At 71.1% G+C, this 23,119-nt stretch carries 22 protein-coding genes; 20 read left to right on the top strand and 2 right to left on the bottom strand.

Annotation, left to right across the window (positions count from 1 at the left end):
• Positions 1-3: 3 nt before the first annotated feature.
• Positions 4-669, bottom strand: a complete 666-nt coding sequence (locus E7Z54_RS17100) for an LON peptidase substrate-binding domain-containing protein (protein ID WP_136435741.1) — start codon at positions 667-669, stop codon at positions 4-6.
• 34 nt (positions 670-703) lie between these two features.
• Here E7Z54_RS17100 and hisD point away from each other — a divergent pair, with 34 nt between their 5' ends.
• The 13 genes from hisD to E7Z54_RS17035 all read left to right on the top strand — a co-directional run bounded on the left by hisD (position 704) and on the right by E7Z54_RS17035 (position 11,779).
• On the top strand, positions 704-2,002 hold the full coding sequence (hisD, locus tag E7Z54_RS17095; RefSeq protein WP_136435739.1) for a histidinol dehydrogenase: 1,299 nt from the start codon (positions 704-706) through the stop codon (positions 2,000-2,002).
• On the top strand, positions 1,999-3,138 hold the full coding sequence (locus E7Z54_RS17090; protein WP_136435737.1) for a histidinol-phosphate transaminase: 1,140 nt from the start codon (positions 1,999-2,001) through the stop codon (positions 3,136-3,138). Before hisD ends, E7Z54_RS17090 begins: the two co-directional genes overlap by 4 nt.
• The gene (hisB, locus tag E7Z54_RS17085; RefSeq protein ID WP_136435735.1) at positions 3,135-3,752 is read left to right on the top strand and encodes an imidazoleglycerol-phosphate dehydratase HisB; all 618 of its coding nucleotides are present in this window, start codon (positions 3,135-3,137) and stop codon (positions 3,750-3,752) included. The genes E7Z54_RS17090 and hisB overlap by 4 nt, the downstream gene beginning before the upstream one ends.
• Before the next feature lie 3 nt (positions 3,753-3,755).
• Positions 3,756-4,412: an imidazole glycerol phosphate synthase subunit HisH gene (gene hisH, locus E7Z54_RS17080; RefSeq protein ID WP_136435733.1), complete on the top strand. Its 657-nt coding sequence runs from the start codon at positions 3,756-3,758 to the stop codon at positions 4,410-4,412.
• A 22-nt stretch (positions 4,413-4,434) separates the two neighbouring features.
• Complete coding sequence (gene priA / locus E7Z54_RS17075) at positions 4,435-5,172, top strand: bifunctional 1-(5-phosphoribosyl)-5-((5-phosphoribosylamino)methylideneamino)imidazole-4-carboxamide isomerase/phosphoribosylanthranilate isomerase PriA (protein WP_136435731.1); 738 nt, start codon at positions 4,435-4,437, stop codon at positions 5,170-5,172.
• Positions 5,169-5,939 (top strand): imidazole glycerol phosphate synthase subunit HisF, encoded by a 771-nt coding sequence (hisF, locus tag E7Z54_RS17070; protein ID WP_136435729.1) that lies wholly within the window; start codon positions 5,169-5,171, stop codon positions 5,937-5,939. The genes priA and hisF overlap by 4 nt, the downstream gene beginning before the upstream one ends.
• A complete protein-coding gene (locus tag E7Z54_RS17065) occupies positions 5,936-6,268 on the top strand; it encodes a hypothetical protein (protein ID WP_136435727.1) in 333 nt (110 codons plus the stop codon). The genes hisF and E7Z54_RS17065 overlap by 4 nt, the downstream gene beginning before the upstream one ends.
• A 192-nt stretch (positions 6,269-6,460) precedes the next feature.
• Positions 6,461-8,272 (top strand): ABC transporter ATP-binding protein, encoded by a 1,812-nt coding sequence (locus E7Z54_RS17060; protein WP_240769747.1) that lies wholly within the window; start codon positions 6,461-6,463, stop codon positions 8,270-8,272.
• Positions 8,269-10,089, top strand: a complete 1,821-nt coding sequence (locus tag E7Z54_RS17055) for an ABC transporter ATP-binding protein (protein ID WP_136435726.1) — start codon at positions 8,269-8,271, stop codon at positions 10,087-10,089. The genes E7Z54_RS17060 and E7Z54_RS17055 overlap by 4 nt, the downstream gene beginning before the upstream one ends.
• Positions 10,090-10,096: 7 nt before the next feature.
• Positions 10,097-10,441 (top strand): phosphoribosyl-AMP cyclohydrolase, encoded by a 345-nt coding sequence (hisI, locus tag E7Z54_RS17050; RefSeq protein ID WP_136435724.1) that lies wholly within the window; start codon positions 10,097-10,099, stop codon positions 10,439-10,441.
• The gene (locus tag E7Z54_RS17045) at positions 10,434-11,051 is read left to right on the top strand and encodes a Trp biosynthesis-associated membrane protein (RefSeq protein ID WP_136435722.1); all 618 of its coding nucleotides are present in this window, start codon (positions 10,434-10,436) and stop codon (positions 11,049-11,051) included. Before hisI ends, E7Z54_RS17045 begins: the two co-directional genes overlap by 8 nt.
• A gap of 85 nt (positions 11,052-11,136) precedes the next feature.
• Entirely contained in the window at positions 11,137-11,337 is a 201-nt protein-coding gene (locus E7Z54_RS17040; protein WP_136435720.1) for an HGxxPAAW family protein, read from the top strand.
• A gap of 4 nt (positions 11,338-11,341) precedes the next feature.
• On the top strand, positions 11,342-11,779 hold the full coding sequence (locus tag E7Z54_RS17035; protein WP_206056333.1) for a DUF2752 domain-containing protein: 438 nt from the start codon (positions 11,342-11,344) through the stop codon (positions 11,777-11,779).
• A gap of 33 nt (positions 11,780-11,812) precedes the next feature.
• Here the strand turns inward: E7Z54_RS17035 and E7Z54_RS17030 are convergent, their stop codons facing one another.
• A complete protein-coding gene (locus E7Z54_RS17030; protein ID WP_136435718.1) occupies positions 11,813-12,226 on the bottom strand; it encodes a DUF4190 domain-containing protein in 414 nt (137 codons plus the stop codon).
• Positions 12,227-12,363: 137 nt separating this feature from the next.
• Here E7Z54_RS17030 and trpC point away from each other — a divergent pair, with 137 nt between their 5' ends.
• The 7 genes from trpC (at position 12,364) to E7Z54_RS16995 (ending at position 23,034) form a co-directional block, all read left to right on the top strand.
• Positions 12,364-13,185, top strand: a complete 822-nt coding sequence (gene trpC, locus E7Z54_RS17025) for an indole-3-glycerol phosphate synthase TrpC (RefSeq protein WP_136435716.1) — start codon at positions 12,364-12,366, stop codon at positions 13,183-13,185.
• On the top strand, positions 13,182-14,423 hold the full coding sequence (gene trpB, locus E7Z54_RS17020; RefSeq protein ID WP_136435714.1) for a tryptophan synthase subunit beta: 1,242 nt from the start codon (positions 13,182-13,184) through the stop codon (positions 14,421-14,423). The genes trpC and trpB overlap by 4 nt, the downstream gene beginning before the upstream one ends.
• Positions 14,420-15,244: a tryptophan synthase subunit alpha gene (trpA, locus tag E7Z54_RS17015; protein ID WP_136435712.1), complete on the top strand. Its 825-nt coding sequence runs from the start codon at positions 14,420-14,422 to the stop codon at positions 15,242-15,244. The genes trpB and trpA overlap by 4 nt, the downstream gene beginning before the upstream one ends.
• Positions 15,237-15,842 (top strand): SCO family protein, encoded by a 606-nt coding sequence (locus E7Z54_RS17010; protein ID WP_136435710.1) that lies wholly within the window; start codon positions 15,237-15,239, stop codon positions 15,840-15,842. Before trpA ends, E7Z54_RS17010 begins: the two co-directional genes overlap by 8 nt.
• 9 nt (positions 15,843-15,851) lie before the next feature.
• The gene (gene lgt / locus E7Z54_RS17005) at positions 15,852-16,859 is read left to right on the top strand and encodes a prolipoprotein diacylglyceryl transferase (RefSeq protein WP_240769746.1); all 1,008 of its coding nucleotides are present in this window, start codon (positions 15,852-15,854) and stop codon (positions 16,857-16,859) included.
• Positions 16,860-16,997: 138 nt separating this feature from the next.
• Positions 16,998-21,572: a glutamate synthase large subunit gene (gene gltB / locus E7Z54_RS17000; RefSeq protein ID WP_136435708.1), complete on the top strand. Its 4,575-nt coding sequence runs from the start codon at positions 16,998-17,000 to the stop codon at positions 21,570-21,572.
• Entirely contained in the window at positions 21,565-23,034 is a 1,470-nt protein-coding gene (locus tag E7Z54_RS16995) for a glutamate synthase subunit beta (RefSeq protein ID WP_136435706.1), read from the top strand. Before gltB ends, E7Z54_RS16995 begins: the two co-directional genes overlap by 8 nt.
• Positions 23,035-23,119: the final 85 nt, after the last annotated feature.

Here is a 23,119-nt window from a genome sequence, read left to right as displayed (position 1 = left end):
GCTTCAGTTCGGGGACCAACGCGTCCGGGCGACCTCGGTCGCCGGCAGCGACGTGATCACGTTCATCGCTTGGAGCTCGGAGCGGAGCAGGTCGGTGACCAGCATCAGCCGCTCCGCCGCGTCGGGTGCCTCGAGCAACTCCTGACGCTCGGCCATCGGCAGCGGCGCGCAGGCGGCCAGCGTCCAGGACAGGTACACCGGGTCCTGGGGGAGTGCGCCGTCGAGCGGGTCGCTGGCGATCTCTCGCAGGACCTGTCGATACGCGGCGAACGTGGCCCGAGCGCGGGCGACCACCTCGGGCGGAACGTCGGTCTCGCCCTCCGGCAGGTCGGTGACCTCGCCGACGGGGTACGCCTCGGACGTGCGCAGGCGATCCAGCTGGATACGGTCCCGGCCGACGGCGACGATGTCGAAGGTGCCGTCGGTGTGGGACTCGACCTCGGTCAGCTGCAGGCGCACGCCGACCCGGAACAGCGACTGCGCCCCGTGGTCGCCCACCTCGTAGCCCTCGCGGATGGCGACCGAGCCGAAAAGCCGCTCGGCGGGGTCGTCGATCCGCAGCAGGTGGTGCACCAGGGCGCGGTAGCGATCCTCGAACACGCGCAGCGGCAGGCTCACTCCCGGGTAGACCACCGCGTTGAGCGGGAACATCGGGAGTTGGTCCGTCACAGGATCACCCTAGTGAACCCCGTAGAATCAACGGGTGATCCGCCGTATTGACCTGCGTGGCGTCGAGGCCGACGTCGACTACCGCGCAGCCGTGCCCCGCGCCGACTTCGACATCGAAGCCGCGGTGCCGACGGTGCATGCGATCTGCGAGGAGGTCCGGACCCGCGGGCTCGACGCGATCCGCGAGTACGGCGAGCGGTTCGACGGGGTGCTCGTCGACGACATCCGGGTCGCCCCCGAGGCGCTTCGGAGTGCCCTCGAGCAGCTCGACCCGGACATTCGGGCCGGTCTGGAGGAGTCGATCCGGCGGCTGCGTGCCACCTGCGCCAACGAGCTGGAGCGGGACGCCGTCACCGACCTCGGTCCCGGCGCGCGGGTCACCCACCGGAAGGTGCCGGTCGGCCGGGTCGGTCTCTACGTCCCCGGCGGCCTGGCGCCCCTGGTCTCCAGCGTGCTGATGAACGTCGTGCCGGCGCAGACCGCCGGCGTGGAGTCGATCGCGCTCGCCAGCCCGCCGCAGAAGGACTTCGACGGCTCGGTGCACCCGACGATCCTCGCCGCGTGCGCGCTGCTCGGCGTCGACGAGGTGTACGCCGTCGGCGGCGCCCAGGCCATCGCGATGTTCGCCTACGGCGTCGGGCCGTGCCGCCGCGTCGACCTGGTGACCGGCCCGGGCAACATCTTCGTGGTCACGGCCAAGCGGATCCTGAAGGGCCAGATCGGCATCGACTCCGAGGCCGGCCCGACCGAGATCGCGATCCTCGCCGACGACACCGCCGACGCCTCCTACGTCGCCGCCGACCTGATCAGCCAGGCCGAGCACGATCCGCTCGCAGCGGCCGTGCTCGTCACCGACTCGGAGCGGCTCGCCGCCGACGTCGAGGACGAGCTGGAGAAGCAGGTCGCCGCGACCAAGCACGTGGAGCGGATCACCACCTCGCTGTCGGGCCAACAGTCCGGGATCGTGCTGGTCCGGGACCTCGAGCAGGGCCTCGAGGTGGTCAACTCCTACGCCGCCGAGCACCTCGAGATCCACACCGAGGAGGCGGCAGCCTGGGCGGCCCGGGTGCGCAACGCCGGTGCCGTCTTCGTGGGCCCGCACGCGCCGGTGAGCCTGGGTGACTACTGCGCCGGCTCGAACCACGTCCTGCCGACCGCCGGCTGCGCCTGCCACTCGTCGGGCCTCTCCGTGCGAGCCTTCACCAAGTCGGTGCACGTCGTCGAGTACTCCCGCGAGGGGCTGGCCGAGGTGGCCGACCACGTGGTGAGGCTGGCCGAGGCCGAGGACCTGCCCGGCCACGGTGCTGCGATCACTGTGCGGACAGCGCCGTGACAGCGAGCGGGCGCGCGGGCGAGCCGTCGGCATGGCCGCCGCTGCGCGGGGAGCTGCGCGGCATCGAGCCCTACGGCGCGCCGCAGCTCGACGTCCCCGTCCAGCTCAACGTCAACGAGAACCCCTACGGACCGAGCGACGCCTGCATCGCCGACATCGCCGCGGCAGCCGCCGAGGCCGCCGCGACCCTCAACCGGTACCCCGACCGTGAGTTCGTCGCCCTGCGCGCCGACCTGGCGTCGTACCTCTCCGGGGACGCGGGGGCGGGCGTGACGATCGCTCCCGAGCAGGTCTGGGCGGCCAACGGCTCCAACGAGGTCATGCTCCAGCTCCTGCAGGCCTTCGGTGGGCCGGGTCGCACCGCGGTGAGCTTCGCCCCGACGTACTCGATGTACCCCGAGTACGCCCGCGACACGAACACCCGCTGGGTCGCCGGCCGCCGCGCCGAGGACTTCGCGCTCGACCTCGACGCCGCGCGTGACCTGGTCAAGACCGAGCAGCCGAGCGTGATCCTGCTCCCGAGCCCCAACAACCCGACCGGCACCGCACTCCCGCCGGAGGCGGTGCGCACGCTGTGCGAGGCCGCCGGCGACGAGGGGATCGTGGTGGTCGACGAGGCCTACGGCGAGTTCCGCCGCACCGGTGTGCCGAGCGCCCTGGAGCTGCTGCCGTCGTACCGCAACCTCGTGGTGACCCGGACCATGAGCAAGGCGTTCGCGGGAGCGGGTCTGCGGCTCGGCTACCTCGCGGCGGATCCCGCGATCTGTGACGCGATCCGGGTCGTCCGGCTGCCCTACCACCTGTCGGCGGTCACCCAGGCGGTCGCGCGAGCGGCGCTCCGGCACGCGCCCGAGCTGCTCGGGAAGGTCGACGAGCTGCGCGGCGAGCGCGACGCGCTGGTCGGCTGGCTGCGGGCGGAGGGGTACGACGTCGCGGACTCGGACGCGAATTTCGTGTTGTTCGGGCGATTCGCGGACCGCCATGCTGTCTGGCAGGGTCTGTTGGACCAGGGGGTTCTGATCCGGGAGACCGGGCCGGACGGCTGGCTGCGGGTCTCGGTCGGAACAGCGACGGAGATGGCGGCCTTCCGCACCGCCCTGAACGAAGTCACAGCAGTGAACGGAGAACGAGCATGACCGGTGCACCCCGCACTGCCCGCCTCGAGCGGCAGACGAGTGAGTCGAAGGTCGTCGTCGAGGTGAACCTCGACGGCTCCGGACGCCACGACATCTCGACCGGCGTCGGCTTCTACGACCACATGCTCACCGCCTTCGCCCGCCATGCGCTGCTGGACCTCACCGTCCAGACCGAGGGCGACACCCACATCGACGCCCACCACACCGTCGAGGACACCGCGATCGTGCTCGGCCAGGCGCTGCGGGAGGCACTCGGCGACAAGATCGGCATCCGTCGCTTCGGTGACGCCACGGTCCCGCTCGACGAGGCGCTGGTGCAGGCCGTCGTCGACGTGTCGGGCCGGCCGTACTGCGTGCACACCGGCGAGCCGGAGGGCCAGCAGTACGTCGCCCTCGGCGGCTCCGGGGTGTCCTACCTCGGCTCACTGACGAAGCACGTCTTCGAGACGATCGCGTTCCATGCCCACATCGCGCTCCACGTGCGGGTCCTGGCCGGCCGCGAGCCGCACCACATCGTGGAGACCCAGTTCAAGGCGTTCGCGCGCGCGTTCCGCGACGCCGTGGCGCTCGATCCGCGGGAGACAGGTATCCCGTCCACGAAGGGCGCGCTCTAGGCGATGGTCGAGAACAAGCCTGCCGTGGTCGTCCTCGACTACGGCTCCGGAAACCTGCGCTCCGCGGTGCGGGCGATGGAGCGTGCCGGGGCGGAGGTGACCCTGACCAGCGACCCGGACGACGCGATGGCGGCCGACGGCCTCCTCGTGCCCGGCGTCGGTGCCTTCGAGGCCTGCATGCGCGGTCTCCGGGCGATCCGTGGCGAGCGGATCATCGCGCGCCGGCTGTCCGGCGGCCGCCCGGTCCTCGGCATCTGCGTCGGCATGCAGATCCTCTTCGAGCGTGGCATCGAGCACGGGGTCGAGACCGAGGGCTGCGGCGAGTGGCCGGGTCGCGTGGAGCGGCTGCAGGCGCCGATCGTCCCGCACATGGGTTGGAACACCGTGGAGCCGCCCGCCGGCACCCGCCTGTTCGCGGGGATCGAGGAGGAGCGGTTCTACTTCGTGCACTCCTACGGAGTCCGCGACTGGGTCCTGGAGACGAACGACCGCACGCCGGACTCCCACCGGCCCTTGGTGACGTGGGCCGAGCACGGCGGCGACCGGTTCGTCGCCGCGGTCGAGAACGGCCCGCTGTGGGCCACCCAGTTCCACCCTGAGAAGTCGGGCGACGCCGGTGCGCAGCTGCTGCGCAACTGGGTGAGCTCGCTGGTCCAGTAGTCCGAGCCGGGAAGAGAGTGTTGTGAGCGAGTACCTCGAGCTGCTGCCTGCGGTCGACATCAAGGGCGGGCAGGCCGTCCAGCTCGTCCAGGGCGTCGACGGGTCGGAGAAGCGCTTCGGTGACCCGATCGAGGCGGCACTGCGCTGGCAGGAGGCCGGCGCGGAGTGGATCCACCTGGTCGACCTCGACGCGGCGTTCGGCCACGGCAACAACCGCGAGCTGCAGGCTGAGATCGTCGGCCGTCTCGACATCCAGGTGGAGATGAGCGGCGGCATCCGTGACGACGAGTCGCTGGAGGCCGCGATGGCGACGGGCTGCCGGCGGGTCAACATCGGGACCGCGGCGCTCGAGCAGCCGGAGTGGTGCGCCAGGGCGATCGCGACCTACGGCGACCGCGTGGCCGTCGGCCTCGACGTCCGGGACCGCACCCTGGCCGCGCGCGGCTGGACGCAGGAGGGCGGCGACCTCTACGAGACCCTGGCGCGGCTCGACTCCGAGGGCTGCGCCCGGTACGTCGTCACCGACGTCAACAAGGACGGCATGTTGCAGGGCCCGAACCTCCAGCTCCTGATGGACGTCTGCGCGGCCACCGACCGCCCGGTCGTCGCGTCCGGTGGCGTGACCACCCTCGACGACATCCGTGCCCTGATGAAGCTCGTCCCCACCGGTGTCGAGGGCGCCATCGCCGGCACGGCGCTCTACACCGGCCAGTTCACCCTCGAGGACGCGCTGGCGCTGACCAAGGGCACCTTCCGGTGACCCTCGCCGTCCGGGTGATCCCGTGCCTCGACGTGGACGCGGGGCGGGTGGTCAAGGGCGTCAACTTCCAGGAGCTCCGCGATGCCGGTGACCCGGTCGAGCTGGCGCGACTGTACGACGCCGAGGGGGCCGACGAGCTGACGTTCCTCGACATCTCCGCCTCCCACGAGGGCCGCGCGACGACGATGGAGATCGTCTCCGCGACGGCCGAGCAGGTCTTCATCCCACTCACCGTCGGTGGGGGCGTGTCCTCCGTCGAGGATGTCGACCGCCTGCTGCGGGCAGGCGCCGACAAGGTCGCGATCAACACCGCGGCCATCCAGCGCCCGGAGCTGATCGCCGAGATCGCCGGCCGGTTCGGCAACCAGGTGCTCGTGCTCTCGGTCGACGCGCGCCGCGCGCGCCAGGTCGTGCGCACCGACTCCGGGTTCGAGGTGACGACGCACGGGGGCCGGAAGTCCGCGGGGATGGACGCGATCGAGTGGGCCGTCCGGGCCGCCGAGCTGGGGGCGGGGGAGATCCTGCTCAACGCGATGGATGCCGACGGCACCACCGACGGCTTCGACCTGGAGCTGATCCGCGCCGTGCGTGCCGAGGTGAGCATCCCGGTGATCGCATCCGGTGGCGCGGGCGCCCTCGAGCACTTCCCGCCTGCGGTCGAGGCCGGCGCCGACGCCGTACTGGCGGCGACGGTGTTCCACTTCGGGACCCTGCGCATCGGGGACGTGAAGCGCACGCTGGGCGAGGCAGGAGTGCCGGTCCGGTGAGCGGCGAGTACGACGTCTACGAGCCCCCGGCGGCCGCGCAACCCGGAACGGGCGGCTCGTGGCAGGTGCTGGTGGAGTACTCCAACCGGGGCGAGGCCAAGCCGCCGACGATCGTGACCGTCCTGCCGCCGCTCTTCGGCAGCCGCGACGAGGCGCTCCGTGCCGCGGAGGAGGCAGCCTTCCGCTATCAGCCGCCGGACCCGATGGCCCCCCAGGGCCGCGACGTCTTCGACGACGGCCCCGACGGGTTCCTCACGATCGTCCAGGGCGCGATGAGCACGTTCCACTTCAGCACCAGGATCGTGCGGCACCGGGGCAGCGCTCCGTAGTCGGCCGACGAGGCAGCTGCCGAGAAGTGGCGGGGTGTGTCGGTGCGGCGACATGCTCGGTGCAGACGGGGAGCTGCGCCGTCGGTCGCTGACCGCGCCTGCTCGAAGGAATACGGCGTCACGCCCCCACCGTTACGACTGTTTGCGCCGGTGGCGACGGCATCATGGGGGACGACGAGAGGGCAGCAGCGGGTGGCGAAGCAGAACGTGGACGGCACGGCGAGAGGTACGACGTCCGCCGGGTTCGCCGTCCTGTGGGTCGCGATCAAGCGCGAGCCGTGGATCTTCGCCCTCTCCACCATCGGCAGCGTCCTCTTCGGAGCGCTCACCGTCGCCGACGCGTGGGTCCTCGGCTGGTCCACCGACCACGTCGTGCTGCCGGCGTTCCGTGACGGCGAGATCGGCGCCGGCCTGCTCTGGGCGGTCCTCGCGCTCTTCCTGGGGGTGGCCATCCTCCGTGCGGTCGGGATCGTGGCCCGCCGCCTGGGAGCCGGCGTCATGCAGTACCGCATGCAGGCCCACAGCCGCCGCGCCGTGACCCGGCAGTACCTGCGGCTCCCGCTCGCGTGGCACCAGAAGCACCCGACGGGCGAGCTGCTCTCCAACGCCAACTCCGACGTCGAGGCGGCGTGGGGTCCGATCGCACCACTGCCCATGGCGGTCGGAACGGTCGCCATGATGGTGATCGCGGTGATCCAGATGCTGCTGGTCGATCTGGTGCTCGCGGTGGTCGGACTGCTCGTGTTCCCACTCGTCATCGGCACCAACGTCGTCTACCAGCGACTCGCGCAGGGGTGGGCCACCCGCGCCCAGCAGCTCCGTGCCGAGCTGAGCGAGATCGCCCACGAGTCCTTCGACGGCGCCCTCGTGGTCAAGACCCTGGGTCGCGAGCCCGAGGAGACCGAGCGGTTCCGGGCCAAGGCGGCCGAGCTCCGCGAGGCCAACATCAGGGTGGGCCGGATCCGCGCCGCCTTCGACCCGACCCTTGCCGCGCTGCCCAACCTGGCGGTGCTCGTGGTCCTGGTCATCGGCGTGCACCGCGTCGTCAGTGGCGCCACCGTGGCTGGAGACGTGGTCACGGTCGCCTACCTGCTCACCGTCGTCTCGTTCCCGATCCGGTCGATCGGCTGGCTGCTCGGCGAGTTCCCGCGCAGCGTGGTGGGCTATCAACGGGTCGCTGCAGTGCTGCGCGCCAAGGGCTCCATGGAGTACGGCGACCAGTCGGCGCCGCCGGCCACCGACCGTGGTGGACGGCTGGACGTCAGCCATGCCGCGTTCGGCTACACCTCCGGCCGCCCGATCCTGCGTGACGTCACCTTCACCGTCGAGCCGGGCAGGACCGTCGCTGTGGTCGGTGCCACGGCCTCCGGCAAGAGCACCCTGACCACCCTGCTCGCCCGTCTGGTCGACCTCGAGGACGGTGCGATCCTCGTCGACGGCACCGACGTCCGCGACTTGCGCAGGGGCGGCCTCGCCGAGGTGCTCTCCCTCGTCCCGCAGAGCGCCTTCCTCTTCGACGACACCGTGCGTGGCAACGTCACCCTGGGCGCGGACGTCCCCGACGAGGACGTCTGGGCCGCCCTCCGGACCGCGCAGGCCGACGGCTTCGTGGCCGCGCTCCCGGACGGCCTCGACACCCGGCTGGGGGAGCGGGGCACGTCGCTCTCCGGCGGCCAGCGGCAGCGGATCTCGCTCGCCCGGGCGCTGGTCCGCCGGCCGCGGCTGCTCGTGCTCGACGACGCCACCTCGGCGGTCGACCCGGAGGTCGAGGCCCGGATCCTCGCGGGGCTCGGTGGCACGGACACGACGCTGGTCGTGGTGGCCTACCGCAAGGCCACGATCGGGCTCGCCGACGAGGTGATCTACCTCGTCGACGGCGTGATCGCCGACCGAGGGCCGCATCAGGAGCTGGTCGCCCGCAACCCCGACTACGCGCGCCTGGTCAACGCCTACGAGGCCGAGCACCCCGAGGTTGGCGCGACCGACGAGGTGGTGACCCGATGAGCACCACCCTCGACACTCCCGAGCAGACCCGGATGAGCACCGGCGAGGACATCGGCGCCTGGCGGACGATCAGGCACGGCATCCGCCACTCGCCCGAGCTGGTCGAGGGCATCGGCTGGACGCTCGTGCTCGCCGTCCTCGCCTCGGCCGGGCAGGTCGTCGTCCCGATCGCGGTCCAGCAGACGATCGACCACGGCCTCCGCGGGCCGGACGGGCCCGACCCGGCCTTCACCACGCTGATGGCGCTGCTCGCCGGTGCGGCGATCGTGGTGACCAGCTGGGCGTCGTACGCCATGGCGGCGCGGCTGTTCTCCACCGCCGAGCGCGGCCTCGCCACCCTCCGCGTCAAGGCGTTCCGGCACGTGCACGACCTACCGCTGCTCACCCAGAACACCGAGCGCCGCGGCGCCCTCGTCTCCCGGGTGACCAGCGACGTCGACCAGGTCAGCCAGTTCCTCGTCTTCGGCGGCCTGCTGTTCGTGGTGAGCATCGGCCAGATCCTGATCGCGACCATCGTGATGGTCGTCTACAGCTGGCAGCTCGCGCTCGTGGTGTGGATCTGCTTCGCACCGCTCTTCCTCAGCCTGCGGTACTTCCAGCGCAAGCTCTCCGCCGCCTACGGGACCGTACGGCGCCAGGTCGGCCACCTGCTCTCTGCGGTCTCCGAGCCGGTGGTCGGCGCGGCGGTCGTGAAGTCCTACGCGATCGAGGCGCGCACGCAGGAGCGGATCGACACGGCCGTCGAGCGCCACAAGTCGGCGAGCACCCGTGCCCAGGGGTTCACGGCCTTCTCGTTCAGCCTCGGCGGCATCTCGGCCGGGCTGGCGAACGCGGCGGTGCTGGTGGTCGGCATCTGGCTCGGTCAGGGCTACCTGTGGGGCGAGGGCATCACCGCCGGGGAGGTGCTGGCGTTCGCGTTCCTCGTCACCCTGTTCGTCGGCCCGGTCCAGATGGGCACCCAGATCCTCACCGACGCCCAGAACGCGATCGCCGGATGGCGCCGCGTGATCGGCATCCTCGACACCCCAGCAGACCTGGTCGACCCGGGCCCGGACGGGCGCACGCTGCCGAAGGGCGCGATCGACGTCCGCTTCGACGGTGTCTCGTTCTCCTATCCCGGTGGACCCGAGGTCCTCAGCGACATCGACCTGGTGATCCCGGCCGGCCAGCGCGTGGCCGTCGTCGGCGAGACCGGCTCCGGCAAGTCCACCATCGCCAAGCTGCTGACCCGGCTGATGGATCCCACCCGCGGCCGGGTGCTGCTCGACGGGATCGACCTGCGCGAGGTCTCCGAGTCGGCCCTGCGCAGCAGCGTCGTCCTCGTGCCGCAGGAGGGATTCCTCTTCGACGACACGCTCGCCGCCAACGTGCGCTACGGCCGGCTCGGCGCGACGGAGGAGGAGATCGTCGACGCGGCCGAGGCGATCGGCCTCGGCGACTGGCTCGCCGCCCTCCCGGACGGTCTGGCGACGAAGGTCGGGCAGCGCGGCGAGTCCCTCTCGGCGGGGGAGACGCAGCTCGTGGCGATGCTGCGGGCACAGCTCGCCGACCCCGACCTGCTGGTGCTCGACGAGGCGACCAGTGCGGTGGACCCGCAGCTGGAGACCAGGATCGGCCGCGCCCTCGAGCGGCTGATGAGCGGACGCACGTCGGTCACCATCGCGCACCGGCTCTCGACCGCCGAGGCCGCCGACGTCGTCGTGGTCGTCGACCGTGGCCGAATCGTCCAGCACGGCCCGCACGCCGAGCTCGTCGGGCAGCAGGGCACGTCCTACGCCAGGCTCCACGAGTCGTGGGTTGCCCAGCAGGGCCGATAATGGTCCGGTGACCAGCTCCCTCGACCCCGCCATCGCCGCCCGACTCGAGCGCAACCCCGATGGGCTGCTGCCCGCGATCGTGCAGCAGCACGACACCGGCGAGGTGCTGATGATGGCGTGGATGGACGACGAGGCGCTGCACCGGACCCTGACCAGTGGGCGCGCGACCTACTGGAGCCGCTCGCGCCGGGAGTACTGGGTCAAGGGCGAGACCTCCGGGAATCCCCAGCACGTCAAGGAGGTGCGCCTCGACTGCGACGGCGACACCCTCCTGCTCAAGGTCGACCAGGTCGGGGTCGCCTGCCACACCGGCAGCAGGACCTGCTTCGACGAGGGGCTGCTCGGTGGCTGAGGCACCCCGCGGTCGCCGCACCTTCGGACCGGTCGTGCTGCTCGGCCTCGCGGCCAGCGGGTTCGCCGCGGTGGCCGGGCACCGCGCGATGCTGCGCATCCCTGAGGATCACCTCCAGGCGATCGGTGCCTCGGCCTACGCCGGCGACGAGTTCAACCGCGTCGAGTTCCCGCTCGCCGGAGCGCTTGCCCTCGTCGCCCTCGCCTGCTGGGGTGTCCTGCTCGTCACCCGCGGCGTCGTACGGCGGGTCGTGGCGGGCCTGGCAACCTTGGCCGCGACCGGCATGCTCGTCGTGATCGTCCTCGGCGGATTCGTCCAGCACGACGATGCCGCCGCCGACCTGGGCTCCCGCCTCGGACTGGGCGGCGCGACCGTCCCGATCGAGCGCACCGGGTGGCTCTGGGTGGCTCTCGTCACCTCGGTCCTCGCCCTCGCGGCCGGCGCGGCCGCACTCCGGCTCGTCGGGTCCTGGCCGGAGATGGGGACCCGCTACGACGCCCCGACCGGGGGCGCGACCGCCGCGGCAGCATCCGAGACTGAGCCTGAGGAGCAGTCCAACCTCGACCTCTGGAGGTCGCTGGACGAGGGCACCGACCCGACCGAACGGTGATGCGAAGCAGCCGGGGAGCGAAGCGACCGACGGCAGGCCCTAGAATCGTCGCCGATCCACCCGCCTGAACGAGGAGCACACACACATGGCCGACAACCACGGCAACACCCCTGCTGCCTGGACCGCCGTCCTGGTCGCACTGGTCGGCTTCGTCGTTGGTGGGATCGGCATGTCGGTGTCGCCGCTGAACTGGCCGCTCTTCTGGGTCGGCTGCGTCCTGGTCGTCGGCGCCGCCGTCGTCTTCATGGTCCTCGCCAAGCTCGGGCTGCACGAGTCCGGCCACTGAGCCGATGACCCTCACGGCCCCGCCCGTCGAACGCAGCGAGACTCCTCGCTGGCGGCGGATGGTGCCACCCGCTCTGGTCGGCGGTGGCCTCGCTGCGGCGACGCTGGCGCTGCACCTGCGCGATCCGCACGAGCAGGGGAGCTGGGGCCTGTGCCCCCTCGCGGCGGTCGGCATCCAGTGCCCGGGGTGCGGCGGCCTGCGCGCGGTCAACGACCTCACCAACCTGCGCATCGGCGACGCCGCGTCGAGCAATCTGCTCTTCGTCGCCTCGATCCCGGTCGTGGCCTGGATCCTGTGGCGGTGGGGGAGCGGCCGCTGGAGGGGCCGCCCCTGGCAGCCGTCCGACCGCTCGCTCACGATGGGTGCCGTCGCGCTCGTCGTGGCGATGGTCGTCTTCACCGTCCTGAGAAACACGGCGGCGGGGTCCTGGCTCGCGCCCTGACCCCGCCGACGTCGGCTTGCTAGCGACCCGCGATCACAGGTCTCCGTAGTAGTTGAAGCTCCCGGTGGTGAACACCAGGATCAGCCACAGCACGCCGAGCACCACGCCGACGCCACCGAGGATCAGGCCGGCCAGTGCCAGGCCGCCGCCGGTCTTCTGGCCGGAGTCGACCTCCTTCTTGCCGAGGTAGCCCAGGATGATGGCCGCGATGCTGAAGATCAGCGATCCGCAGCACAGCACACCGAGGATGCCGGTGACGAGGGAGATGATCGCCATCACCGAGGTCTGCGTGGGCGGCTGGCCGCCGTAGCCGCCCTGGCCCGGACCGCCGGCTCCGTAGCCGCCGTAGCCGCCCTGTCCGCCGTATCCGCCCTGGCCCCCGCCGCCGTAGCCGCCCGGTGGGGGCGGCGGCGGGGCTCCGTAGTTGGGTGGCTCGTTGTAGCTCACGTGACTGCCTTCCGTGTCAGAACTGGTCACCCGGCCAAGTCGCGGGCGGTGTGTGGCACCCTAACCGGCCCGTGCCACACTCGACACCAACGATCGGCGAGAGTCGCCATCGGATTCACAGACGTTACGGAGGCGACATGTCGGCCCCCCAGGCTTCCCGGCCCACGGTGCTCGACGGGATCGTCGCCGGAGTGCTGGAGGACCTCGCGGCCCGGCAGACCCGGCTCTCCGAGTCCGACCTGCGGGCGGCGCTCGCCGACGTGCCGCCGGCACGGGACCCGATGCCGCACTTCCGCGGCCCCGGCTCGAGTGTGATCGCCGAGGTCAAGCGCAAGAGCCCGAGCAAGGGTGACCTCGCCGACATCCCCGACCCCGCGGCGCTCGCGAAGGAGTACGCCGCCGGCGGTGCCGCCGCGATCAGCGTGCTGACCGAGCAGCGTCGCTTCAACGGCAGCCTCGACGACCTTCGCGCCGTCCGGGCGGCCGTCGACACCCCGCTGCTGCGCAAGGACTTCATCGTCACCGAGTACCAGCTGCTCGAGGCTCGTGCGGCCGGTGCCGACCTGGCCCTGCTGATCGTGGCGTCGCTTCCCGGTGACGAGCTGCGCCGGCTGCACGACTCCGCGCGGGAGCTCGGGCTCACCGTCCTGGTCGAGGTGCACGACGAGGCCGAGACCGAGCGCGCCGTCGACCTCGGCGCGGAGCTGATCGGCGTCAATGCCCGCAACCTCAAGACGCTCGCCGTGGACGCCGACACCTTCGGGCGCCTCGCGCCGCTGGTCCCGGCGGACCGCGTGCTGGTGGCCGAGTCCGGCATCACCGGGCCGACCGACGTGCAGCGCTTCGTCGACCAGGGCGCGCGTGCCGTGCTGGTCGGGGAGGCGCTGGTCAAGCACGGCGCTCCGCGCGATGCGGTGGCCGCGATGACCGGCCTCAAGGCAGGAAAGGCAGAGATGTGAGCGCGTACGACGCCGACGAGTTCGGCTGGTTCGGCGGGCCGGGCGCCTTCGGCGGCCGGTTCATGCCCGAGGCACTGATCGCCGCCCTCGACGAGCTCGACGCCGCGTGGCAGAAGGCGATGGTCGACCCGACCTTCGTCCACCAGTTCGAGCAGCTGCTGCAGAACTACGCCGGCGTCCCCAGCATGCTGTACGACGCCCACCGGCTCTCCGAGCACGCCGGTGCCCGGATCCTGCTCAAGCGCGAGGACCTCAACCACACCGGCGCCCACAAGATCCGCAACGTCCTCGGTCAGGCGCTGCTCACCAAGCGGATGGGCAAGACCCGCGTGATCGCCGAGACCGGGGCCGGTCAGCACGGCGTCGCCTCCGCGACGGCGGCGGCCTACCTCGGCCTCGACTGCACGGTCTACATGGGAGAGGTCGACACCGAGCGCCAGGCACTCAACGTGGCCCGCATGCAGCTGCTCGGCGCCGAGGTGATCCCGGTGCGGAGCGGCTCGCGAACCCTCAAGGACGCCATCAACGAGGCGCTCCGCGACTGGGTCGCCACCGTCGACCACACCGCCTACCTCTTCGGCACCGCCGCGGGTCCCCACCCGTTCCCGAGCCTGGTCCTGTCGTTCGTCCGCGGCATCGGCGACGAGGCTCGGCGGCAGTGCCTCGACCAGACCGGGCGGCTGCCCGACGCCATCGCTGCCTGCGTCGGCGGCGGGTCCAACGCCATCGGCCTGTTCGCCGGCTTCCTCGACGACCCGGAGGTCGCCATCTACGGCTTCGAGCCGGGCGGCGACGGCGTCGAGACGGGCCGCCACGCGGCCACGATCTTCGCCGGAAGCATCGGCGTGCTGCACGGCGCCCGCACCTACGTGCTCCAGGACGAGGACGGGCAGACGATCGAGTCGCACTCGATCTCGGCGGGCCTGGACTACCCGGGAGTGGGCCCGCAGCACGCGCACCTGTCGGCGGCCGGCCGGGCGTCGTACCGCCCGGTGACGGACGCGCAGGCGATGGACGCGATGGCGCTGCTCGCGAGGACCGAGGGCATCATCCCTGCGATCGAGTCGGCGCACGCCGTCGCCGGCGCGCTCGACGTCGCGAAGGAGCGCCCCGGCGAGACGATCCTCGTCAACCTCTCCGGCCGCGGTGACAAGGACATGGACACGGCGTTGGCGTACTTCGGGCTCGGCAAGGCCGGGCCTGCCGACCCGCCGGCGGGCGAGGGGGTCGAAGGATGAGCGCGGGCGCGAGCACCACGACGGGCAGGGCCTTCGAGAAGGCCCGCGCGCAGGGGCGCGCCGCGCTCGTCGGCTACCTGCCGGCCGGCTTCCCCGATGTCGACGGCGGGATCGCGGCGCTGCGCGCCATGGTGGACGCCGGCTGCGACGTGATCGAGGTCGGCCTGCCCTACAGCGATCCGGTGATGGACGGCCCCACCATTCAGGACGCCGCGCAGCGGGCGCTCGAGGGCGGCGTACGCACCGCTGACGTGCTCCGCACCGTCGAGGCGGTCGCAGCGACCGGCACCCCCACGCTGGTGATGACCTACTGGAACCCCGTCGAGCGGTACGGCGTCGAGCGCTTCGCGCAGGACCTGTACGACGCCGGCGGGGCCGGGCTGATCACCCCGGACCTGACGCCGGACTTCGCCCCCGAGTGGATCGCGGCGGCCGATGCGCGGGGGCTCGACAAGGTCTTCCTCGTGGCGCCGTCGTCCACCGACGAGCGGATCGCGATGACGACGGCCGCCTGCCGCGGGTTCGTGTACGCCACGGCGGTGATGGGCGTGACGGGCGCCAGAACGACCACCAGCGACCTCGCGGGCCCGCTGGTCGCGCGGACCCGCGCGACCACGACGCTGCCCGTGGGGGTCGGCCTCGGCGTCAGCAACGGCGTGCAGGCGGCCGAGGTGGCGTCGTACGCCGACGGCGTGATCGTCGGCTCGGCGTTCGTCCGCGTCCTGCTCGACAACGCCGATGACCGCGCCGCCGGCCTCGCGGCGATCTCGGCGCTGACCGCGGATCTCGCCCAGGGCGTTGCCGGGGGAGTGCGTGCGTAACAGCCTCCGCGCAGCCGTGCTCGTCGTCCTGGTGGGTCTGCTGGGGTCGGCGTGCACGACCAGCGACCCCGAGACCTTCACCGGCACCCGGCTCAAGCAGCCCTACCAGGCGCCCGACATCGCGCTCACCGACACCGATGGCGCGCCGTACTCGCTGGCGGCGGACACCGACAAGCCGCTCACCCTGGTGTTCTTCGGCTATACCGCGTGCCCGGACTACTGCCCGTTGGTCATGAACAACATCGCCGCCGCGATGAACCGGCTGGAGGCGGACGAGCGCGAGCAGGTGGACGTGGTCTTCGTGACCACCGACCCCGCCCGTGACAACCCGGCCGTTCTGCGTCGGTACCTCGACCGCCTCGACTCCGACTTCGTCGGCCTCACCGGCGACCTGGAGCGGATCATCGAGGTGGGGGACCCGCTGGCGATCTACGTCAACGACGGCAAGAGGCTGCCGACCGGTGGCTACGACCTCGGGGGCCACTCGACCTTCACGCTCGGGATCGACGAGAACGACGAGGCCGTGGTGCTCTGGAACCAGGAGACGTCCAGTACCGAGTTCGCCGCCGACATCCGCACCCTGCTGAACGACGACTAGGACGCCACCGTGCTGACTGACCAGATCGGGCTGATCGCCGCGACCATCCCCAGCCCCTCCGACGCGGTCTGGGAGATCGGTCCGTTCCCGCTGCGCGGCTACGCGCTGTGCATCATCCTCGGCATCGTCGTCGCCATCTGGATCGGTGAGAAGCGCTGGCATGCCCGCGGCGGCCGGATCGGTGACGTCCAGGACATCGCGGTCTGGGCCGTTCCGTTCGGTCTCGTCGGCGCACGGGCCTACCACGTGGCCACGGACTGGAAGCGCTACTTCGGCGAGGGCGGCGACCCCATCGAGGCGCTGTACGTCTGGCAGGGCGGGCTCGGCATCTGGGGTGGCGTCGCGCTCGGCGTGCTGGGCGTCTGGCTCGGCTGCCGCCGCAAGGGCATCAAGCTCCTCCCGTTCCTCGACGCGCTGGCGCCGGGCGTGCTGGTCGCCCAGGCCATCGGCCGCTGGGGCAACTGGTTCAACCAGGAGCTCTACGGCAGGCCGACCGGCCTGCCGTGGGGCCTGGAGATCGATCGCGCACACTTCAGCGACCACTATCTGGCGACCCACCCCGATGTGCCGAGCGAGTTCGCGTGCGCCGAGAATCCCGACCTCGCCGGCTGCGTGGCGACGTTCCACCCGACGTTCCTGTACGAGTGCCTGTGGAACCTCGCTGCCTTCGCCCTGATCATCTGGCTGGACCGCCGCTTCCGCCTCGGCCACGGCCGAGTGATGGCCGCCTACGTCATGGCCTACACCCTGGGCCGTGGCTGGATCGAGTACCTCCGGATCGACGACGTACAGCTCGACAACGTGCTCGGACTGCGTTTCAACGTGTGGACCTCGATCGTGCTCTTCGTGGCCGCCGCCGCGTTCTTCCTGTGGTCCTGGCGCAGGCACCCCGGGCGTGAGGAGGCGGCGTACCTGGAGGGGCGGGAGCCTGATCCTGTGACTGGCGAGACCGCTGAGCCTGAAGTGACCCGAGATGGTGCTGCTGATGTGACGGACGAGGCGTCCACGTCTGATTGACGATGGGCAGAGCCGGTTCACGCGGTGGTAACCTGATGCTTCCGCCGCGTGGGCCAGTGCTGTCCCTTGCGCCCCACCTTCTGTGGGCCACCGTCAGTTGATGGAACGGCCACAGACGTAGTCGACGGGAGAACCCTGGTGCCCTACACGCACGCGTTCCCGCCGCCGGAGGGTCTCTACGACCCGCGTCACGAGCACGACGCCTGTGGCGTCGCCTTCGTCGCGACGCTGACCGGTGAGGCCAGCCACGACATCGTGGTGAAGGCCCTGACGGCCCTTCGCAACCTGGACCACCGCGGCGCCGCCGGCGCCGAGGCGAACTCCGGAGACGGCGCCGGCATCCTGATGCAGGTTCCCGACGCGTTCCTGCGCGAGGTCGCGGCCGACGCGGGCTTCCAGCTGCCCGCGGCCGGCAGCTACGCGGTCGGCACCGCCTTCATGCCCGGAGACGAGGAGCAGGTCGCCAAGACCCGTGGTCGGATCGAGGAGCTCGCGGCCGAGGAGGGCCTTGCGGTCCTCGGCTGGCGCGAGGTTCCGGTCAACCCCGACATCCTCGGCACGATGGCGCTCAGCGTCATGCCGACCTTCGCCCAGGTCTTCGTGCAGGCGAACCCGTTCGGCGCCGAGCCGGTGACCGACATGGCGCTCGAGCGACTGGCCTTCTGCCTGCGCAAGCGGGCCGAGCGCGAGACCGACGTGTACTTCCCGTCGCTGTCGTCGCGCACCCTCGCCTACAAGGGCATGCTGACGACCGACCAGCTCGACACGTTCTTCCCCGACCTGGTCGACGAGCGGATGGCGTCGGCGCTCGCCGTCGTGCACTCGCGGTTCTCCACCAACACGTTCCCGAGCTGGCCGCTGTCCCACCCGTTCCGGTACATCGCCCACAACGGCGAGATCAACACGGTGATGGGCAACCGCAACTGGATGCGGGCCCGTGAGGCGCTGCTCGACTCCGAGGCGATCCCCGGCGACCTCGACCGACTCTTCCCGATCTGCACGCCCGGCGCGTCGGACTCGGCGTCGTTCGACGAGGTCCTCGAGCTGCTCCACATGGGCGGCCGGAGTCTCCCGCATGCCGTGCTGATGATGATCCCGGAGGCGTGGGAGAACCACACCGAGATGGATGAGAAGCGGCGCGACTTCTACCGCTTCCACTCCACGATGATGGAGCCGTGGGACGGTCCCGCCTGCGTGGTGTTCACCGACGGTACGCAGATCGGGGCCGTGCTCGACCGCAACGGCCTGCGACCCTCGCGCTTCTGGGTCACCGACGACGGCCTCGTCGTCCTGGCCTCCGAGGTCGGCGTGCTGGACATCGACCCCGCCACGGTGGTCCGCAAGGGCCGGCTGCAGCCGGGCCGCATGTTCCTCGTCGACACCGAGGAGCACCGGATCATCGAGGACGAGGAGGTCAAGGAGCAGCTCGCCGCCGAGCACCCGTACGGCGAGTGGCTGCACGCCGGGATGATCCACCTGGATGACATCCCGGAGCGGGAGCACATCGTGCACACGCACGCCTCGGTCACCCGCCGCCAGCAGGTCTTCGGCTACACCGAGGAGGAGCTGCGCATCCTGCTGACGCCGATGGCGAACACAGGCGCGGAGGCGATCGGGTCGATGGGCACCGACACTCCGATCGCGGCCCTCAGCGAGAAGCCCCGGCTGCTCTTCGACTACTTCAGCCAGCTCTTCGCCCAGGTCACCAACCCGCCCTTGGACGCCATCCGCGAGGAGCTGGTCACCTCGCTGAACGGCAGCATTGGCCCGGAGGCCAACCTGCTGGAGCCGACCCCGGCCTCATGCCGCCAGGTCGTCCTGCCGTTCCCGGTCATCTCCAACGACGACCTCGCCAAGATCCGTCACATCAACCGCGACGGCGACCACCCGGGCTTCGTCACCCATGTGTCGCGCGGCCTCTACCACGTCGAGGGTGGCGGTGCGGCCATGGCGGCGCGGATCGACGAGATCTGCGCCGAGGTCAGCCGGGCGATCTCCGAGGGCGCCCGCATCATCGTGCTCTCCGACCGCCACTCCACGGCGGAGCTGGCGCCGATCCCCTCGCTGCTGCTCACCGGCGCCGTGCACCACCACCTGGTGCGGGAGAAGACGCGGACCCAGGTCGGCCTTCTGGTCGAGGCGGGCGACGTCCGGGAGGTCCACCACGTGGCCCTCCTCGTCGGCTACGGCGCGGCCGCGGTCAACCCGTACCTCGCCATGGAGACCGTCGAGGACCTCGCTCGTGAGGGCTACTACGTCAAGAGCGACCCCAGCGCCGCGGTGAACAACCTGATCAAGGCGCTCGGCAAGGGCGTGGTCAAGGTGATGAGCAAGATCGGCGTCTCGACGGTGGCCTCCTACACCGGCGCCCAGATCTTCGAGTGCATCGGCCTCTCCCAGGCGGTCGTCGACAGGTACTTCACGGGTACGACGTCGAAGCTGGGCGGAGTCGATCTCGACACGATCGCCCAGGAGGTGGCGGCCCGCCACGCCAAGGCCTACCCGCCCGTCGGCATCGCCCCTGCGCACCGCGAGCTCGAGATCGGCGGCGAGTACCAGTGGCGTCGCGAGGGTGAGCCGCACCTGTTCAACCCCGAGACCGTCTTCCGGCTGCAGCACTCCACCCGCACCGGTCGCTACGACATCTTCAAGCAGTACACCCAGGCGGTGGACGAGCAGTCCGAGAAGCTGATGACGCTCCGCGGCCTGTTCCGGTTCAAGGACCCCGAGCAGGTCGGCCGCCAGCCGATCCCCGTCGACGAGGTCGAGCCGGTGTCGGAGATCGTCAAGCGGTTCTCGACCGGCGCGATGTCCTACGGCTCCATCTCGCAGGAGGCACACGAGACCCTCGCGATCGCCATGAACCGGCTGGGCGCGAAGTCCAACACCGGTGAGGGCGGCGAGGACCCCGAGCGCCTCTACGACCCCGAGCGCCGCAGCTCGATCAAGCAGGTCGCGTCGGGCCGGTTCGGTGTGACGAGCGAGTACCTCACCAACGCCGACGACATCCAGATCAAGATGGCGCAGGGCGCGAAGCCGGGTGAGGGCGGTCAGCTGCCGGGCAACAAGGTGTACCCGTGGGTGGCGAAGACCCGACACTCCACGCCGGGTGTCGGTCTGATCAGCCCGCCGCCACACCACGACATCTACTCGATCGAGGACCTGGCCCAGCTGATCCACGACCTCAAGAACGCCAACCCCGTGGCGCGCGTCCACGTGAAGCTGGTGTCCGAGGTCGGAGTCGGGACCGTCGCCGCGGGCGTGTCCAAGGCGCACGCGGACGTGGTGCTCATCTCCGGCCACGACGGCGGCACGGGCGCATCCCCGCTGACGTCGCTGAAGCACGCCGGCGGCCCGTGGGAGCTCGGCCTCGCCGAGGCCCAGCAGACCCTGCTCCTCAACGGCCTGCGCGACCGCATCGTCGTGCAGACCGACGGCCAGCTGAAGACGGGTCGCGACGTGGTGATCGCGGCGCTGCTCGGCGCCGAGGAGTTCGGCTTCGCGACCGCCCCGCTGGTGGTCTCGGGCTGCATCCTGATGCGGGTCTGCCACCTCGACACCTGCCCGGTGGGCGTGGCCACGCAGAACCCCGTCCTGCGCTCGCGCTACAACGGCAAGGCCGAGTACGTCGTGAACTTCTTCGAGTTCATCGCACAGGAGGTCCGCGAGCTGCTCGCCGAGCTCGGCTTCCGCAGCATCGACGAGGCCGTGGGCCAGGTCGACGTGCTAGACACGGTCGAGGCGATCGACCACTGGAAGGCCGCGGGCCTGGACCTGGCGCCGATCCTGCACAAGGTGGACGTCGCCGGGACCCACTTCCCCGACCAGGACGTCCGCAACACCAGGACACAGGACCACGCGCTGGAGAAGTCACTCGACGTCACCGAGATCCTTCCGCTGGCGAAGCCGGCGCTGGAGTCGGGGGAGCCGGTGCGCGCACAGCTGCCGATCCGCAACGTCAACCGCACCGTCGGCACGATCCTCGGTCACGAGGTGACCAAGAGGTACGGCGGCGAGGGGCTCCCCGACGGGACGATCGACCTGACGTTCCTCGGCTCGGCGGGCCAGTCGTTCGGCGCGTTCCTCCCGCCTGGCATCACGCTGCGGCTCGAGGGCGACGCCAACGACTACGTCGGCAAGGGCCTCTCCGGTGGGCGGATCGCGATCCGGCCCGACCGGAACGCTCCGTTCCGCCCCGACCAGCACATCATCGCCGGCAACACGATCGCCTACGGCGCGACCTCCGGTGAGATCTTCATCCGCGGTGGTGTCGGCGAGCGGTGCTGCGTCCGCAACTCGGGTGCCACCGTGGTCACCGAGGGCGTCGGCGACCACGGGTGCGAGTACATGACCGGCGGTCGTGTCGTCGTGCTCGGGAAGACGGGCCGCAACTTCGCCGCAGGCATGTCCGGCGGCACGGCCTGGGTCCTGGACCTGAAGGACTTCCGGGTCAACGCCGAGCTCGTCGAGCTCGGTCCGGTGTCGGGCGCCCATGCCGAGGAGCTCGAGCAGATCGTCCGCCGCCACCACGAGGAGACCGGTTCGGACGTGGCAGCTGAGCTGCTCGCCGACTGGGCGACGGCGCTCACCCGGTTCACCGAAGTCATGCCACGCGACTACCGCATCGTGCTCGAGGCCAAGGCGAAGGCCGAGGCGGAGGGTCTCGACGAGGACGGCGTGGCCAACGCGATGATGGAGAGTCTCCATGGCTGACCCCAAGGGATTCCTGAAGAAGACCCGCGAGGTCGCCGGGCGGCGACCGGTGGAGGAGCGGGTCAACGACTGGAAAGAGGTCTACCCGGGCGGGATGGGGCGTGCGCTCCTCCCGATCATCACCGAGCAGGCCGGACGCTGCATGGACTGCGGCATCCCGTTCTGCCACCAGGGATGTCCGCTGGGGAACATCATCCCCGAGTGGAACGACCTGGTCTGGCGTGACGACTGGGAGGGCGCCATCGAGCGCCTCCACGCGACCAACAACTTCCCGGAGTTCACCGGTCGCCTGTGCCCGGCCCCGTGCGAGACCGCCTGCGTCCTGGGCATCAACCAGCCGGCCGTGACGATCAAGAACGTCGAGGTGTCGATCATCGACAAGGCGTGGGAGTCCGGCTACGTCCGTCCGCAGCCGCCGGAGTGGCTCTCGGGCAAGACCGTGGCCGTCGTCGGCTCGGGCCCCGCGGGTCTCGCCGCCGCCCAGCAGCTCACCCGGGCCGGTCACACCGTGGCCGTGTACGAACGGGCCGACCGGCCCGGTGGACTGCTGCGCTACGGCATCCCCGAGTTCAAGATGGAGAAGATCCAGCTCGACCGCCGCATCGAGCAGATGAAGCGCGAGGGCACGGTCTTCCGCTCCGGGGTGGAGGTCGGGTCCGGTGCCCTCACCGGGGACGCCCTCCGCGACCGGTACGACGCGGTGGTCATCGCGATCGGTTCGACCGTGCCGCGCGACCTGCCGGTGCCGGGCCGGGAGCTCAAGGGCATCCACCAGGCGATGGAGTTCCTGCCGCAGGCCAACCGGGTCGCGCTGGGGGAGACCGTCGACGGTCAGATCCGTGCCGACGGCAAGCACGTCGTCATCATCGGTGGCGGCGACACCGGGGCCGACTGCCTCGGCACGTCGGTGCGCCAGGGCGCCGCGTCGATCACGCAGCTCGAGATCATGCCCGAGCCGCCGTCCGACCGTCCCGAGGGCCAGCCGTGGCCGACGTACCCGATGATCTTCAGGGTGTCCTCCGCGCACGAGGAGGCCGGTGACCGGGTCTACTCGGTGTCGACCAAGGAGTTCCTGGGCGACGACGAGGGCAACGTCCGTGCGCTGCGGATCGTCGAGGTGAGGTTCGAGGGTGGCAAGCTGGTCGAGCTGGAGGGCACCGAGCGGGAGATCCCGGCGGACCTCGTGCTCTTCGCGATGGGCTTCGTCGGCCCCGAGCAGGGTGGCCTGGTCGAGCAGCTCGGCGTCGAGCTCGACGAGCGCGGCAACATCAAGCGGGCGAACAGCTACGTCACCAACGTGGACGGCGTCTTCGTCGCCGGTGACGCCGGCCGCGGCCAGTCGCTGATCGTCTGGGCGATCGCGGAGGGCCGAGCGGCCGCCGCTGGCGTGGACGAGTACCTCTCCGGCACGACCCAGCTGCCCGCACCGATTCCGCCGACCGCGCGTCCGCTGGTCGTCTGATCGACTCCATTTCGCATCGGCGCAGACTTCACACGAAGTTTGCGCCGATGCGACGTTCTGCGCCGATGGCGGCTCGCTAGGGTGA

Source organism: Nocardioides sp. (assembly GCF_004803405.1).
Taxonomy (GTDB): Bacteria; Actinomycetota; Actinomycetes; order Propionibacteriales; family Nocardioidaceae; genus Nocardioides; species Nocardioides vastitatis.
The sequence above is the reverse complement of the archived record's forward strand: the minus strand, read 5'-3'. Positions and strand labels throughout refer to the sequence as shown.